The following is a 14921-nucleotide window of genomic DNA, read 5'->3' on the forward strand; positions in this document are numbered from 1 at the left end:
GCAAGATTTTCGATGAGCCCATCTGAAGGCGAGGCTAGGATACCCGAAATTGGGGGGGACGAATGGTAGTGTCTCGGAGCAAGTCAGGACGCGTTATGCTTTTGCTCGTTGGGGGGCTGATGCTGGCCGGATGCCAAACGGACGCGCTGGACGATGTGGCCGCCTTCGGCGATAGCGCGAATACTCTCCACGATGATTCGGCGGTCGCCTTCTACAAGAACGATGAACTGGTGACCACGGGCAAGCTCCAGTTTCAAGAAAAGAACTACGGAAAGTCCTACGCGATCTACAAGCGGGCCGTTAACGTCTTTCCGCGAGACCCTGCCGCATGGTTGGGCTTTGCGGCCTCTTCCGACATGATCGGCCGTTTCGACACATCCGACCGCGCGTACGCGCAACTCTCCAAAATGATTGGCGGTACGGCCGTCTACTACAACAATATTGGCTATTCCCACTTGCTGCGCGGCGACCTGCCGGGGGCCCGCAAGTACTTCCTGAAAGCGTACGAGCTCGATCCGGCGAACGAGACGACGGCCAGGAACCTCGAGCTGATGAAGAACAGCGTCAAATACGCGCAGCGGTAAGCCGCAGACACCACCCACACGGGTCCGCCGGTGCCAAAACGTCGGCGGTGAGCTGCCTTATGCAGCTTCCGTTCTGAACTGAACAACGCAGCAGCGCCGCCGGAGCGCGAGAAAACGCACGGCTTCCATAGCGACGCCGCGTCGAGCAATCTGCGGGAGAGGATCCATTTCAAGGCAGGTTCGGCCCTACCGCACCTTTCTCAGCACAAGCTTGCCATCCGCCGAGACAGACCGTTCGTAGCGTGGCAAGTTAGCGATGGAACCGCCCTGAGGATCGGCTGCGGCCAAGACATCGTCAACGGCGTTTTCCGGAGCGGAGACCGAATAGGATGATGGCGCCAGGCGCTGGGTCACTTCCTTTCCAGGCGCGCTGATGATCATGCTGCCGCTGGAGGCAAACATACTCGGGTTCATGCGGTCACCGAGATCTGCGACATCCTTTTGCAGCTCCTCGACAGTCTTTCGAACGGCCGCCATGTCGTCGGCCTTGGCGCCGTTGGCGATGTTCGCGGCCTGTTTGCTAATCTGCTGCTTCAAGCCATCGATCGAGCGTTTGAGAGCGGAAAGGCTTTCTCGGCTCTCGCGGACGTCTGCAGCATTCTTGGCCGTGTAGAGCAAAATGCCCGTGTTGAGCGGCAGCAGCATAAGGGCCAGTGCGATGATCGGTGTGCTCCGCGAACGGCTTGGCTCCTTGGCAGCGTGCTCGTTACGCCGCAATACAGCGTCGGGCTTGATGTCAACCTCGACATTCGAAATATGCGTCATCCAATTCCTCCGTCACGAAGCCGGGCCTTAGCCCAAGCTCTCTGTGTTTCCCGAAACCCCAAATCCCCTTGGGGCCACGTTCACTTCCGGCGTTCCGCGTTGCCGAGTTCATGATCGGTTTGCATCAGTATTTCAGACATCTCTTAATGACATCCCATCGGCGGCCCACTTCAGCCCCCCGCTTTAGTCCAATGTGAACACCCCTCCCCAAGCCCGGTCCAGCATCTCCAGCGACGCGACCTTCGGCATGTCGTTGAACTCGCAATAGGAGGCGATGAAATCCAGGAGGTATTTGGGATGGTAGCAGGACGCCGGCGTATCTCCCTCGTATTTTTGTTCGTAGAACAGGTGCAAATCACCGCTCACCAAGTCTATCGCGGCCTTTCGGGCGTAGGACTCGAAGATACGTACATATTCATCCCGCGAAGGGTTATTCACATATATCTTATATTTGAGGCGCCGCAGGCCGGCTTCGTCGGAGAGTTCTCGCGGTGCAATGTTGGTCGAAAAGACAACAAGCTCATCGAACGGCACCTTGAACTTCTTGCCGGTATGCAACGTCAGGAAATCGTAGCCCCGCTCGAGCGGCACGATCCAGCGGTTGATGAGCGCCTGGGGTCGGTCCTGCTGGCGCCCAAAATCATCGATGATGAAGACTCCGCCTGATGCCTTCAGATGCACCGGAGCTTCGTAGACATGGGATCCTGGGCTATAAGTCAGGTCGAGTAGATCCAGGGTGAGCTCGCCACCGGTCTTGATGACCGGCCGCCGGCATTCCACCCATCGCTGGTCGGCCTTCGGGTGCGGCCTAACTGCCGGTTCACTCACTGGCTGATGCGTCGCCTCGTCATAGAAGCTGATGACATAACCGCCGACCTCAATGGCATAAGGCACCCAGATCGTCTGCACGAAAAGCTCCGAGGTCCGCTCGGCGATGCTTGTCTTACCATTGCCCGGGGGGCCATAGAGCAGGATGGAACGGCCCGAATTTACGGCCGGCCCAAGCTTCTCGACCAACGCCGGCGACAGCACCAACCCTTCCAGACTCCGGATCAGCCGCTCGGAGGTGACGCGTTCGTGGTGAATCGACTGCAGGCCGATCTGGCGGCAGAAGGCATCGAGAGACACGGGAGCCGGGCCGACATATTCCGACTGCCGCGCTGCCGCCTGCGCGTAGTCCAGGCCCTTCATTGAAAGCGCATAGCGGATGTCGGACTTGACGTCCTCTCCCGCAAGCCCCCTCGCCTCGAGATAGGACAGCTTCACCAGCTCCTTGATCAGAAGATTTATCACCACCTTCGGCAGCTTCATCCGGGCCGCCAGATGCGATGGCGTCACGGTATCCTGCTCGGTCGCGCATTTGGCGGCGAGCCGCAACAGGAACGACACGCCAAGGCCGGTTTCTTCGAGGCTCATTGGCGCTATCGGCATTCGTGGGTCAAGCGCGACGGCAAAGTCTTCGCGATCTTGTTCGGGTGAATACTGCATATAGGCCCCCTTCCTCATCCACCAGGCTTCAGACCGGTGAGAATGCCGACGACACGTATGACGATGGGCACGAGTACGATGATGAGGCTCACTGGAAACAGGAAGGCCCCGAGCGGCAGCAGCATCTTGATCGGCAGTGCATTGGCCTTTTCCTCGGCCCGCACGACACGAAGATCGCGCATTTCCTTACTGTAAACGCGCAGCGTCTGCGTGACACTCGTTCCCAGCTCCTCCGACTGGCGGAACAGCACCGCGAGGGCTCGCGCCTCGTCAATCCTGAGCCGCGTTGCAAGATTGGCCAGAGCATCACGCAAGCGACGTCCGCCGCGTACCTCCAGCATCATGATCGAAAGATGCAGGCCGAAATCCTGCCGCTTGTGGACAAATTCCCTCGCGACACGGTTTGCCGCCGCCTCGATGCTCATTCCGGCATCCAGGCAGACGATCAGCATGTCCATGAAATCGGGGAAGAGCCGCCTGTATTCGCGCTCCTTGGCCTGACCGCGCCGATCGATTTGGATGTTGACCAGAACAAAAGTGATGCCGGCGGAAAACATGGCGACGACCACGCCTGCGAGGCCTGACATCTCAGGAATGAAACGATCCAGGGCCCAGACCACTGCAACCAGGACACCAATGCAGATAAGCGCACGGACCAATTGGAACACCGTTACCGCGCCGGCACTGAAATACCCGGCGCGGATCAGCCGGTTCTGTGTAGAGTTGGCATTCCGGTCGCGTCGGGTGATCTCGAAATAGCGGCGGATCAGTCGGTTTTCGACGTCACCGAAGTCGACAATCGCGCCGTCGCCAAGATGAAAGTCTTCACCGCCTGCCGTCACCGTCGTTTCCGATATTCGGACACCGACCTCGCGACGCCGGAAGACAAATTCGGATGCGGCGCCGGTAAATATCAGCACCGAGAAGAAAACGATGAGATAAATTCCATACTCACCTAGCATGGTGGCCTCAGTACTCGAAGTTAACCATCTTGTAGAGAATGACGTTTCCGACTGCCATTATCGCAAACAGAACCGCAACCACGGTCGTGGCGTGGGCGCTATTCCAAAGTGGGTCGAAATACGTCGGTGATAGTGCCTTGATCATTGCATAAAGAAGAAATGGATAGAGCGACATAAAGATCGCGGTGATCCGTCCCTCCGATGAGATCGCCTTGACTTTGGCCTTCAGCATTGAGCGATCACGCAACGTCTTTGAGAGATTCTGAAGGATCTCGACAAGATTGCCACCGGTCCCTGCCTGAACGCTCAGCGAGATCGCCAACAGATTGAGGTCTTCCGCGCCCACGCGATCGCTAAGATTGGCGAGTGCATCGTCCAACGTGACCCCATAGGTCAATTCGTCCGATAGAAGACCGAACTCCGTTCCGACCGGATCAGGCATTTCGCGCGCCACCAGAGCAATCGCGGCCGGCAATGGATGGCCGGCCGCAAGGCTCCGATTGGCAACATCGAGTGCTTCTGGAAGTTTTTGCGTGAATTTCCGAATACGTTTCGCCCTGGCGCGCCAGACGACAAGCACTGGAATGAGCAGACAAATCGCAAGGGAAACCGGAACGCGGATAACGTTGCTCGGCACCAGGAACTGGACGATCAACCAGATGAAAAGCCCGCCAGCGATTGCGTAGAGTACAAATCGCCTTGGGTCGAACTTGATGCCGGACTGCGTGTAGAATTGTCTGATGAACTGCATCAATGGCAGAGAACGCCAATCCTCGTCGGCACCGCGCTCCTTCAGCATATCGCGATAGGTTTTGCGATGGTCGTCACTTTCATCAAGCAGGCTCAGGCGATGGTTGACCGCCCGCTGACGCTCCGATTTCGTGAAAAAACTGCGCAGCAAGGCTTCGGCGGAAACCAGCACTGCAATGAACACGGCGGCGTAGAGCAGGAGCAGACTCATGGTTCGACGATCCCCGTTTGCAGCGGCTTTCCAGGATCGAAAATCAGCGGGGAGACGGCGATCCCGAGGTCCGCGAACTCTTCGATGAAACGAGGACGAAGCCCGGTTGCCCGGAACTCCCCACGAATGCGGCCATCATCCTCCGTGCCGGTCCTCTTGAACCGCATGATCTCCTGCATCTGGACGACCTCGCCCTCCATGCCGGTGATTTCGGAAATCGAGACGACCTTGCGACTACCGTCGCTCAAACGCTGAACCTGCACGATAACCCGTATCGCGGAGGAGATCTGCGAGCGGATACTGAGCTGCGACATCGGCATGCCCGCCATGCCGACCATCTGTTCGAGCCGGCCGACGGCGTCACGCGGCGTGTTGGCGTGAATGGTTGTCATCGATCCCTCGTGACCAGTATTCATCGCCTGCAGCATGTCGAAGGCCTCCTCGCCGCGCACCTCGCCGACGATGATTCGATCGGGACGCATGCGCAGCGCATTCTTCAGCAGCTCGCGCTGCCGAACCTCGTTGCGGCCGTCGAGCGTTGGCGGTCTCGTCTCCAATCGCCCGACATGCGGCTGCTGCAGCTGGAGCTCGGCCGCATCTTCGATTGTGATCAGACGTTCCTTCGGCGAGATCTGCGACGACATGGCGTTGAGCAACGTCGTCTTACCCGAGCCGGTGCCACCCGAGATGATCATCGACACCTTGCCTTTGACCGCAGCGCTGAGAAGAATGCGCATCGCGTCCGCCATCGCGCCGTATTCGACTAGGCGCTCCAGCGTCAGGGGCGAGCGGGTGAATTTGCGGATCGAAACAAGCGGCCCGTCAACCGAGATCGGCCGGATAGCAACGTTGACGCGCGACCCATCCTTGAGGCGGGCATCGACCAGCGGTGTCGATTCATCGACGCGACGTCCGACAGCTGACACGATCTTGTTGATCACCCGCAACAGGTGATCCTCGTCCTTGAAGCGAACCGCCGTGCTTTCGAGCCTGCCCCTTCGTTCGACATAGACACTTTTGTAGCCGTTGATGAGAATATCCGCGATCGTATCATCGGCCAGCAGCGGCTCTATGGGCCCGAGCCCGAGCATCTCGTCGGTGATTTCACGGATCAGATCATTGATTTCCTTGGCGTTGAGCGGAAAATTGTTGCGGCGGATGTAATCCTTGACGAGCGGCCTGATCTCGGCGGCAATTTCTTCGTTGTCGAGTGTGTCGAGAATGCCGAGATTGATGCGGTCCAGCAGGTAACGATGCAGATTGACCCGCTCGGCGACCATATCGAGGCCGAGCGAGGCTTCCAGCCCGACCGTTGCGGCAGCTTCGCCAACATGGGGATTAGGCGCCACCGTGTTCGCAGGCACCTCAGCGGAGAGAAGATCAGAGGGCTCCGCATGTTCCCCATCACCCGTCTGCGTCTGCTTGTAGAAACGTCCGATGAACCCGGTTGCCATTGACCTTCACCCTGTTCGACTATCTCACAATCACTGTCGCTCCGACGTTCACTCGGTCATAGAGATCGATGACGTCGGCATTGCTCATACGGAAGCATCCCGAAGATGCGAAGTTCCCGACCGTCGACTGGTCGTTCGTTCCGTGAATGCGGTAAAGCGTGTCGGCGGTTCCGCGGTAGAGATAGATGCCGCGCGCACCAAGCGGGTTGAACGGGCCAGCAGGCACCAATTCCGGAAGCTCCGGCGCACGCGCCTTCATCTCGGCCGGTGGCCGCCATTCGGGCCACTCTGCCTTTCGACCAACCTTCACGACGCCACTCCAACGAAAGCCGTCGCGGCCGACAGCGATCTTGTAACGGATGGCGCGATTGCCGGAGATGATAAGATCGAGTGTCCGATTTTCGCTGACGATAACGATCGTGCCGGCCGGATAGTTTTTCTCGACCGTCACCGTGGCGCTCGTCCTCGGCCCAAGGCTTCGCGGCACCGGCCCACTCGCCAATCCATCGGTTGCGGCGCTCGCAAGTCCAAACGACACCGCAAACAGCAGGGCCCGCATCACCCAGGCGCACGCTGAAGCATTGCCGTGTCGCCATCTCGGTCCGTCGCTGTGATGCGCGTACACTTTCATCTGACAAGCGCTCCAAGCTTGTTAACGGCGCCGCAGAAGCGCGAGCGCGAGTTTACCTCGATCGGCAGCACGCCACGGTTCACCGCCTCGCTCATCGTGTCCCAGTCATAGGGAATGATATGCGCATGCGTATCCTTGAAGATTTTGTCCACCTGCTCCCGGCGCACACCAAGGCTGAAAAACTTTGTCCGATACTTGTTGATGACGATCTGGATCGAGTCCGCATTGCCGCGCAACCGCACCAGATTGAGAAACAGATCCTTGGCCTGATGGAGGGCGGGGATTGTCATCTCCGTGACGATGCAGATGCTGTTGACTGATCCGAGCACAGCATCCTTCCACGGTGTGTTGTAGTAGGGAATATCGATGACCGTGTGGTCGCTCTCGAAGGCTGCGACATCCAGCATGCGCAACACCAGCTCGGCGCCCTTCGGTGCCAGAAGGACCGACGGTTGTTTGAAGGACAGCAGATAAAAGCCGCTCGAATGGCGTTTGCGCACGAGATCGATGAATTCGAGGTCGACACGCGACGGGTTGGCCATGACGGGCTTCAGATCGTAGTCGTTGACAAGGTTGAGATAGTAGCCGAGCGAGCCGGAGGAAAAATCCAGGTCGAACAGATCGACGCGCGGCGCCGAGTTTTTCGTCGACTGGGCCAGCACATGGGCGAGTGACGAGGAGATCACACTGGCGCCGGCGCCGCCAACGGCCGAGACGACGGCATGAACCCGGCTATCGCTGGCGCCCGCACCCGGCGCATGCGTGGAGATCATGTCGATCAGCGAGCGCCGCTCGAGCGGCTTCTTCAGCCAATCGTCGCCATTCAGCCGGAAGAGCGGCCGCAGCATTTCGTCCGGCAGATCTTCCGAAACGACCACGAGCGGAATGTTGCGGTGGCTGGTGCGGAACGCAAAGAGGTCGGGGCGGTTCAGCGTCTCGCCATTGTCGACATCCAGCACGATCAGGTTGAACTGCGTCGGATCGAACCGCCCCGCATCCGCAAGTGCCGCCAGCGCCATGTGGCGCACTTCGTAGCGCGACAGCGAACCGAACGTATCGAGCATAAAGCTCGCAGCGGCAGCGTCGTCCGAAAGGACAAGGATCTTTGTGGATGCTGCGAAGTTCATATGAGCTGTCATCTCGCTATCCCACGCTGTATTTCAGGGAACCGGGCAGGTTGAACATGTCCGGAGGTCTTCCGAAGTAATCGTCACCGGATGGGCGGGAATGGTGATGTCATTGAGCCCAAGCAGAGCGCCGAGGATTGGCAGGTCAAAGGTGATGTGCCGGCTTGCAAGGCGGATCGTGACCACCGCACCGTCTGGGCGGCCCCAATAGCCGAGCCCCGAACGCTCATAAGTGACGACCACGTTATCCTTTCGGATCCGCGGATTGATGTGGCACATCCCGGGACGTGTCCCGGGCGCAAGGTCCGGGCAACTCTCCGCCGCGGCGGAACCGTAAACGATACGGTTCAATTGACTGTTGCAGTTGACGCCCTCGCAGGACCATATGCGCGGAAGGCCGGCTGGAGCGGGTCGGACGCCTGTTCCGACGACCAAGGGATCAGCGGACTCAACAGCCGTAACCGGGTTGAAATTGGAGTTGACGGAATCAGAGACTGCCGCCAAGCGCGCTCCGTATTGCAGTGCTTTGACCGTCTGGTTCCACTGATGCATGGCATAGCCGAACTCGACGAAGGCAGCGAACACCAGAATGACGAGCGGAAAGGTAATCAGCCCTTCGGCGAGGCTGACGCCGCGGGTATCCTGCCAGAAGGTGCCGACTGTCCGGAGGGTCACCATCCAATATACCTCTCTTCATGGGAGGAGTTGATGGTGATGGTGTCGATGCCGAGCCAGCCGAACAGAGGCGAAGTCTGGTAGAGATGCGACGTTTCGACGGTGATCGTGCCATTGGTGCTGATCGGCGAAATGGTGAGTGCCGCCGTATCCGGGCCCCAGCCGGGAACGCGCAAGGGTGTTCCCGTGGGCGGAATCGGGCTCCCGTAAAACGCGATCTTCCTTGCAATATCTTCAGTGCAGTAAGACGTGTATGTTGGAGATTGTCGGCAGCGCGACCAATAGCGCCCGGCGTCTCTGAGCCCTGCGTCGATCTGCATCCGTTCCCAAAAGATGTTACCGAATTCGAGTATTCCCGCTGCAAACAGCGTCACGAAGGGCACCACCACCAGCGCCTCGGCAAGCACAGCGCCCTCCTCCCTCCACCAGAAGCCGAAACAGAGCCGATGCCGGATCAGGTGTCGGAGCGCCATCATCGGACCAACTCAGCTTCTTCGCGCAGGAACTCATCGAGCGTGCCGCGTCCGCCCTGCCCGGTTATGTCGATGGTTTCGAGCGTCATATAGCGGTCGCTGCCAGAGGATTGGGCGGGTTTGACCAGAAACATCCGGGCGAAGGCCAGCGCCTTGACGTGGTCGTGCCCCACCGGGTCCTCATGAATGCAGTTAACGATCGCGGCGAAGATCTCCCTCCGGTTGCCGTACACATTGTCCGGATAGGTGGAGAGGTCGTAGCCCTTGTGGCATTGCGGAATACCGGTCTCGCCACTCGGCGCCTTGTCCGCCAGCAGATTCGCATTGCCGAGCTCGTAGTTATAGACGTCGTAGGCAGACGGATTGACGCCAGCTGGTGTCGGCCCGCCCGGATAGCTGGAGGAATAGGCCCTTATCGTTGACGCCGGCGCAGCGGGCGGGGTGTAGCTAGGATTGGACTTCAACGGACTCGGCTTCTGACCCGAATGCGTAATGTCCCAATACATGTTGAGATTCCAATTGTTGTCGGTCGCAATCCTGCCGCCGCCGCCACCGATGCCCTGCATCGTCGCGCCATAGCCGAGCGGAACTGCATTGTAGGCCTGTTCTTCGGGAGAGTAGGACTTGCAACTGTTACCGGACTGCTGCTGCGCCATGCGGACGTTGGCCGCAGGCCGGTAGAGCGTGTTGTTAGTCTCCTTGTTGAAAGAGCCGCCGTAAAGTCCGAAGCGCGTGTTGAGCCCATCCTCAACCGGCCCGGCCATCACGCCCGTCTTGGTTTCGAGGTCCTCCTGCTTGTAGCAGACACCCGGCTTGCCGGAGCCGAGTGCCTCGGCCAACGCGCTGGCTCCATTGCCGAGGGCCGTTCGGAGAAAGCCAAAATTACCGGGTCCAACGCTGTAACTGCCGCTGTTGTGCAGCTCGATCTGCACGCCGTAGAGTTGGCCGTCCGCAAATTTATCGTGGTATTTCTGAGCCGAACCCTCCGGGTCGCCCCCCGCCGGATCCTCGAAAGGATTGCAGATATAGAGCGGCGTCACGTCGCAGGCGCTCGCCCGGTAGACTGCCACCGCCTGGGCGGAAACGTTGATCGTATCCCTGCTGAAACCGACCGGCAGAGGGAAGATCGTTTGCATCTGTACGCGCTCGTCCGGGACGAAGACCCAGGCGTAGGACGCCTCGTTTGAATTCACCGTCTCCATCGATCCGGTGATGGGATCGTCATCGTCGTCCGGAATTTCCTTGAGAAATCGGACGTTGACCGTGCCCTTTGCTGGATCCCCGGCATCGAAGGACACGGGGGCGTATGAGCCGAGCGACATGCCGGTTCCGCCGCCGGCAAAGGCCGCGCTGTTGGTGACGTTCTTGATCGCCGCTTCGGCCCGATCGATCGCGTCGTCGCGGCCGTCAAGCTCGCGGGCGCCTGCAAGCGCCATGGCGTCAACAGCGTTCTGAAGGTCGGTATGAAGATTGCTGCTGCGCCCGACATCGATGACGAGCAGGGAGAAGCCGAGCAACAGTGGCAAGGCAACGAGCGTCAAAGCAATGACGTAGCCCTGATGATCGTTCCAGAACCGTCTTATAGCTCTGTTCAACATTGGCATGCCCCTCCATCGCGGCGGCGTTGCCGTCGTGACGCGCTGTTTCTACTGCAGTCCTTTCCGGCGCTGCCGCCGTTTCTCAACTCTGCCTTCGACCGTCACTGCCCGGATGTCGCTCCGTTGGCTCCCATCGACTGCGCGGGCGCCGGTATGACCATCGCCGATGGCCCCCCACCATTCTGATAGCTGCGGACAGCCCTATGGATCACCTTGCCGTCGGCGGCGATGTGGGTGTTCTGTGCCGCCCGCGGGAAGGGATCCTGTATGTGGATGCCTTTGTTCGCTTCCACCGCGTTTCCAAGCCCGAAGGTGATCGTGTCTCTGTGGTTCATGTAGTCGGCGCAGCCGGAGACAAGGCTCGCGGCGGCAACGACCAGGAATGCGCGCCTACTTTTTCGCAACAGCAAGATCGCCTCCCACATTGAGATCGAGACGGTGGCCATAGGGACCTGTCACGCCTTCGCCATTGCGGAAGCGGCGCAGCATGTCCTTGTCGACCTCCAGGATGCCGAGCGCAAACAGCTCGACATCATTCGACGAGCGCGTCTGGTCGAGCGGACTGTAAAGGTCCTCGCCGGGTGCTGCCGGTCGCACGATATGCGGCGTGACGACGATGACGAGATCGGATTCCTTTTTCAGAAAGCTGGTCGAGCGGAACAGCGCGCCAATCACGGGAAGTTTCCCCAATCCCGGCAATTGCTGGATGTCCTTGGCGTTGGTCGACTGCAAGAGACCGGCCATTGCGAAGCTCTGGCCGTCGCGCAGCGCCACCGTGGTCTTGGCCGCGCGGGAAATGAAGCCGGGATTGCCGTTGACGTTTATCGATGTGTCGATCTCGGAAACTTCCGGCTCGACCTTCAAGCTGATCAGTCCGCCGTCGAGCACCACCGGCGTGAAGGATAGCCGCACGCCGAACGGCCGGTAGTCGGTCTGGGTCGCAACCGTCGCACCGTTGGCCACAGTTGTCAGGATCGGCACTTCACCGCCCGCGTGGAAATTTGCGGTCTCACCGCTCATCGCAATCAGGTTTGGCTGCGCCAGGCGGCGCACCAGCCCCTTTTGTTCCAGAGCGTTGATGACGACATCGATTTGACCGCCGGAAATTTCCAGCACCTTGGCGATCAATTGGCCGAAAGGCTGCATACCCGTTGCCGCGCCGGCCGCATCCCCGAGCGTGCGGACGAGTGCGCCGTCGTCTACCGCGATACCCTGGCTCGTCGTTGCCTTGCCGATGCCGTTTCTGCCCTGCCCCGACCAGCCGATGCCGAGGTCCCGGCCGGTCTGGCGCGAGGCTTCGATCACCCGGACCTCAAGCATGACCTGCTGGGACTCATTGACGCGCAACTGGTTAAGGACCGGCTGATCGGAATAGGACTGGGCAATTTCCAGCACCCGCTGCAGCTCGGTCGCGTCGCGGACGATGCCAGTCAGGCGGATGCGGTCATTCGAGTTGATCACCCGAACCTGCGATCCCGGCGAGGCGGAGCGGATGGCTGAGGCGACTTCGCTGAAATCGCTGGCGATGCGGATATCGATGACACCGACAAGCTTCTTGTCGTCGTCATAGACCGAGATGTTGGTGGCCCCGGTCTTCTTGCCGCGAATGAACAGCGACCTGTCGGAAAGCGGCACCACATCGATCAGCTCGGCGCTGCCTATGACGAGGTCCCCGAACGGCTTGGCGGTTCTGATCGTCATCGTCTCATTCGGCGGGAGGTTCACCTGCTGAACGGCCCCCCCGAGGTTGACGAATTTTTCCTGTGCATCGGCGCGTCCGGCCAGGCCGGGACCCCAGACGCCATAGGCCGAAATTACGGCGACTGTCGCCGCAAGGGCTTTGGCACGTGCCGCCCCCTTCAAGCTTCCCCTCAACATTCCAGCCTTAGCCCCTCTCCTCGAAGCCCGGCCTGCTCCCCTCAGAGCAGGTCGCATTTCATGTCACTGGATCAGACCCACCCGGTGTTCTTCACGTTTGGTCGTGTTCCAGACGCCGACGGTCGCCCACTTGGGTTCCATCGGCAAGGTAGGTTCGACCTGACGCTCCACGATTTGCACCTGTTTTTCACGCAACGGTGCATTCATCCTGCTTTCGACCGAATTCAGTCTGCCCCCGAGGTCGTCCCCGACCTTCCGCACCAGGCGTTCGATCACATCGAAGCGCCCATCGTCAGACTTTTGCGCGATGTCCTTGCCAAGTTCGACTGCCATCGGACCTCCACCAAGATCCGCCACGGTGACCGGCCGCGTCTGCTCGACAGCGGCGGAAGCGATATTGCGCAAGGCCAGCGACAGCGTGCCGATATTGGCTCCGAGCGTCAGGCGTTGGGCCTCGTCGGTCGTCACCTCGAAAGTCACGGTCTTGACGACCGAGGGTTCGTCCTTGCGCTCATCGGCCGTCTGGTCCACCGCCAGAACTTTCACGCCCTGGAGCAGAACATCGACGGAGGTCTGCTCGCTGCCACTCCTCTGGTTTCGCACGAGCCGGGTCAGAAGGACGTCGACGCGATCCGAGGGACGCACGAAGCCCGCAACGCCGAGAACGTCGTTGACGCGAATGGAAACGGCCTTCATTCCCTGGTCGAGCGCCGCCGACAATGTCGCCCGCTCACCGGCACCGGTGATCTTCGAGGAAAGCACCGGCTCGCCGGGGTCGATCGCCTCCATGGCATAGCGCGGCTCGTCATTGTTTCCGATCACCGCCTCGATCGCCTGGAACGAACCTTCGGGCCGCTCCTCGGAAGGCCAGGGAATGGCCTTGAGATTTTCGGGGCGTACCCGATCGCCGAAGCGCATGGCCTTGGCGGCAACGACAAGCGTTTTTTCCTGGGACTTCGTGGCGCCGGCGGCCGCAAGCCGCGCCTGCTGGTCTGCAAGATAGGTACGTGTGGCAAAAACAGCGGCGAGGCCAAGCATAAGCGCAATAACTAGACTGATGATCGTAGATGAACGCATCGCCGCTACTCGCACATTAGGTAAAAATACACGAAAAGACATTACTAAATTAACGGAGAGGAGTTAACAAACTCCCCTCCTTCTTTTCGCTCGCCTCGCGCGCATCAACCCGCGGGTGGCGGATCTCCGGCTCCACCGCCGGCGGCCGGAGCGTCGAAGGTCTGCCCCTGGAACCAGGTGGCCCAGGAACCCCAGCTCGTGTTCAGTTCGGTGCCGATCAAACCGACCGACACCACGACACCGCCGACAAGCAGGCCGAGCAGGATCAGATATTCAGTCAGCGCCACGCCGTCTTCTTCCCGCGCGAAAGCGCGTACTTTGGACAAAAGTGCTTTCATCGAGAATTACCTCCAGATTACTTTCTGCGTGCCGCTTGTTTCCCCGGCTCGCCCCCGTCATCGAGACCACCTCTCCGACTGCCATGATTAATAATCCCTTAATTATTATATCGTCAACTTCTAATGTGGAGTCATGTCGAGCATCTATATTTTATGGTTAAAATCGGAACCTGGAGGAAACTGAATTGACTGGGATATACGCTACCAAAATACGACAGGCTGTAATATTTGTTGACACCTACCCACCGCAAAAGGATTAGAAAAAACTTGGAATTAGTCGAAAGTTGCTGAAATTGCGATCACATGACACGAAAGGGGGCAAAACATGACATCGATAATCGACATTATTACTATGATCTCGGTGTTGCTTTTTCTCTACGCCGCCTGGAGTGATTTTCGCAGCTGGAAGATACCGAATACCGCCATCCTGGCCCTTCTCGCCCTTTATTCCCTGCGCGCTTTGGCGGAATTGCTGACAACCGGGGACGTGGGCGCGGCGCTCTTTTCCTCCACCGGGATCGGTGGCGATCTCGCGGCCGGTCTCCTGCTTTTCGTCCTCGGTGTCTGCCTCTGGGCCTTCGGCATGTTCGGCGCCGGCGATGCCAAGCTTTTCCTGCCGATCGGCCTTTTCATCGGCTGGCACGGCATGCTCCCCTTCGCCGCCTTCCTGCTGATCGGCGGTGTTGTGACATTGCTGGCGCTCAAATGGCCGATGCCGCTGCAACTGGCGCATTTTTCGGTTTTTGCACGTATCGAGGAAATCCGCGCCACGCGCAAAATCCCCTACGGTGTCATCATGGCCTTGGCGGCACTGGCCACGATGGCAGTGTCCTACGCCAAGTCCTGACATTCCGCAGCGATACGGTAGATTGCGCTACGGCGCAGGCATGATGCTCAAGCCTCGTGAACT

Annotated in this window: 16 protein-coding genes; 2 read left to right on the forward strand and 14 right to left on the reverse strand. The window is 59.4% G+C overall.

What is annotated here, in order from left to right; genetic code table 11:
• Window positions 1-95: 95 nt before the first annotated feature.
• Window positions 96-584: a tetratricopeptide repeat protein gene (locus AC244_RS22340; protein WP_414735943.1), complete on the forward strand. Its 489-nt coding sequence runs from the start codon at window positions 96-98 to the stop codon at window positions 582-584.
• A gap of 186 nt (window positions 585-770) precedes the next feature.
• On the opposite strand, the gene AC244_RS22345 is transcribed toward AC244_RS22340, so the two are convergent.
• The 14 genes from AC244_RS22345 to AC244_RS22410 form a co-directional block, all read right to left on the reverse strand.
• Window positions 771-1349, reverse strand: coding sequence for a hypothetical protein (locus tag AC244_RS22345; protein WP_053251028.1), 579 nt, complete (start codon window positions 1347-1349; stop codon window positions 771-773).
• 183 nt (window positions 1350-1532) lie between these two features.
• Entirely contained in the window at window positions 1533-2837 is a 1305-nt protein-coding gene (locus tag AC244_RS22350) for an AAA family ATPase (protein ID WP_053251116.1), read from the reverse strand.
• A gap of 14 nt (window positions 2838-2851) precedes the next feature.
• Complete coding sequence (locus AC244_RS22355) at window positions 2852-3799, reverse strand: type II secretion system F family protein (protein WP_053251029.1); 948 nt, start codon at window positions 3797-3799, stop codon at window positions 2852-2854.
• Between the two features lie 7 nt (window positions 3800-3806).
• Window positions 3807-4760, reverse strand: a complete 954-nt coding sequence (locus AC244_RS22360; RefSeq protein WP_053251030.1) for a type II secretion system F family protein — start codon at window positions 4758-4760, stop codon at window positions 3807-3809.
• Window positions 4757-6214, reverse strand: a complete 1458-nt coding sequence (locus tag AC244_RS22365; RefSeq protein ID WP_053251031.1) for a CpaF family protein — start codon at window positions 6212-6214, stop codon at window positions 4757-4759. Before AC244_RS22365 ends, AC244_RS22360 begins: the two co-directional genes overlap by 4 nt.
• A gap of 19 nt (window positions 6215-6233) precedes the next feature.
• Entirely contained in the window at window positions 6234-6773 is a 540-nt protein-coding gene (locus AC244_RS22370) for a L,D-transpeptidase (RefSeq protein ID WP_053251032.1), read from the reverse strand.
• 68 nt (window positions 6774-6841) lie between these two features.
• Window positions 6842-7984, reverse strand: a complete 1143-nt coding sequence (locus AC244_RS22375; protein ID WP_053251033.1) for a pilus assembly protein — start codon at window positions 7982-7984, stop codon at window positions 6842-6844.
• Window positions 7985-8005: 21 nt separating this feature from the next.
• Entirely contained in the window at window positions 8006-8650 is a 645-nt protein-coding gene (locus AC244_RS22380; protein WP_053251034.1) for a TadE/TadG family type IV pilus assembly protein, read from the reverse strand.
• On the reverse strand, window positions 8644-9123 hold the full coding sequence (locus tag AC244_RS22385; protein WP_053251035.1) for a TadE/TadG family type IV pilus assembly protein: 480 nt from the start codon (window positions 9121-9123) through the stop codon (window positions 8644-8646). The genes AC244_RS22380 and AC244_RS22385 overlap by 7 nt, the downstream gene beginning before the upstream one ends.
• The gene (locus AC244_RS22390) at window positions 9120-10718 is read right to left on the reverse strand and encodes a Tad domain-containing protein (RefSeq protein WP_053251036.1); all 1599 of its coding nucleotides are present in this window, start codon (window positions 10716-10718) and stop codon (window positions 9120-9122) included. The genes AC244_RS22385 and AC244_RS22390 overlap by 4 nt, the downstream gene beginning before the upstream one ends.
• A 101-nt stretch (window positions 10719-10819) precedes the next feature.
• Window positions 10820-11143: a pilus assembly protein gene (locus AC244_RS22395; protein ID WP_202596108.1), complete on the reverse strand. Its 324-nt coding sequence runs from the start codon at window positions 11141-11143 to the stop codon at window positions 10820-10822.
• A complete protein-coding gene (locus AC244_RS22400) occupies window positions 11109-12596 on the reverse strand; it encodes a type II and III secretion system protein family protein (RefSeq protein ID WP_053251037.1) in 1488 nt (495 codons plus the stop codon). Before AC244_RS22400 ends, AC244_RS22395 begins: the two co-directional genes overlap by 35 nt.
• A gap of 63 nt (window positions 12597-12659) precedes the next feature.
• Window positions 12660-13673, reverse strand: coding sequence for a Flp pilus assembly protein CpaB (gene cpaB / locus AC244_RS22405; RefSeq protein ID WP_053251038.1), 1014 nt, complete (start codon window positions 13671-13673; stop codon window positions 12660-12662).
• A gap of 104 nt (window positions 13674-13777) precedes the next feature.
• Complete coding sequence (locus AC244_RS22410; RefSeq protein ID WP_053251039.1) at window positions 13778-14011, reverse strand: hypothetical protein; 234 nt, start codon at window positions 14009-14011, stop codon at window positions 13778-13780.
• 325 nt (window positions 14012-14336) lie between these two features.
• Between AC244_RS22410 and AC244_RS22415 the strand changes: the two genes are divergently transcribed.
• Complete coding sequence (locus AC244_RS22415) at window positions 14337-14858, forward strand: prepilin peptidase (RefSeq protein ID WP_053251040.1); 522 nt, start codon at window positions 14337-14339, stop codon at window positions 14856-14858.
• Window positions 14859-14921: the final 63 nt, after the last annotated feature.

Origin of the sequence: Ensifer adhaerens, assembly GCF_001270265.1 — a bacterium.
Classification (GTDB): domain Bacteria; phylum Pseudomonadota; class Alphaproteobacteria; order Rhizobiales; family Rhizobiaceae; genus Ensifer; species Ensifer adhaerens_B.

Coding starts and splice junctions, on each gene's coding strand:
- AC244_RS22400 (WP_053251037.1), bottom strand. CDS start 12,596: ATGTTGAGGGGAAGCTTGAAGGGGGCGGCACGTGCCAAAGCCCTTGCG.
- AC244_RS22410 (WP_053251039.1), bottom strand. CDS start 14,011: ATGAAAGCACTTTTGTCCAAAGTACGCGCTTTCGCGCGGGAAGAAGAC.
- cpaB (WP_053251038.1), bottom strand. CDS start 13,673: ATGCGTTCATCTACGATCATCAGTCTAGTTATTGCGCTTATGCTTGGC.
- AC244_RS22385 (WP_053251035.1), bottom strand. CDS start 9,123: ATGATGGCGCTCCGACACCTGATCCGGCATCGGCTCTGTTTCGGCTTC.
- AC244_RS22340 (WP_414735943.1), top strand. CDS start 96: ATGCTTTTGCTCGTTGGGGGGCTGATGCTGGCCGGATGCCAAACGGAC.
- AC244_RS22415 (WP_053251040.1), top strand. CDS start 14,337: ATGACATCGATAATCGACATTATTACTATGATCTCGGTGTTGCTTTTT.
- AC244_RS22360 (WP_053251030.1), bottom strand. CDS start 4,760: ATGAGTCTGCTCCTGCTCTACGCCGCCGTGTTCATTGCAGTGCTGGTT.
- AC244_RS22390 (WP_053251036.1), bottom strand. CDS start 10,718: ATGTTGAACAGAGCTATAAGACGGTTCTGGAACGATCATCAGGGCTAC.
- AC244_RS22350 (WP_053251116.1), bottom strand. CDS start 2,837: ATGCAGTATTCACCCGAACAAGATCGCGAAGACTTTGCCGTCGCGCTT.
- AC244_RS22355 (WP_053251029.1), bottom strand. CDS start 3,799: ATGCTAGGTGAGTATGGAATTTATCTCATCGTTTTCTTCTCGGTGCTG.
- AC244_RS22370 (WP_053251032.1), bottom strand. CDS start 6,773: ATGCGGGCCCTGCTGTTTGCGGTGTCGTTTGGACTTGCGAGCGCCGCA.
- AC244_RS22375 (WP_053251033.1), bottom strand. CDS start 7,984: ATGACAGCTCATATGAACTTCGCAGCATCCACAAAGATCCTTGTCCTT.
- AC244_RS22365 (WP_053251031.1), bottom strand. CDS start 6,214: ATGGCAACCGGGTTCATCGGACGTTTCTACAAGCAGACGCAGACGGGT.
- AC244_RS22395 (WP_202596108.1), bottom strand. CDS start 11,143: ATGTGGGAGGCGATCTTGCTGTTGCGAAAAAGTAGGCGCGCATTCCTG.
- AC244_RS22345 (WP_053251028.1), bottom strand. CDS start 1,349: ATGACGCATATTTCGAATGTCGAGGTTGACATCAAGCCCGACGCTGTA.
- AC244_RS22380 (WP_053251034.1), bottom strand. CDS start 8,650: ATGGTGACCCTCCGGACAGTCGGCACCTTCTGGCAGGATACCCGCGGC.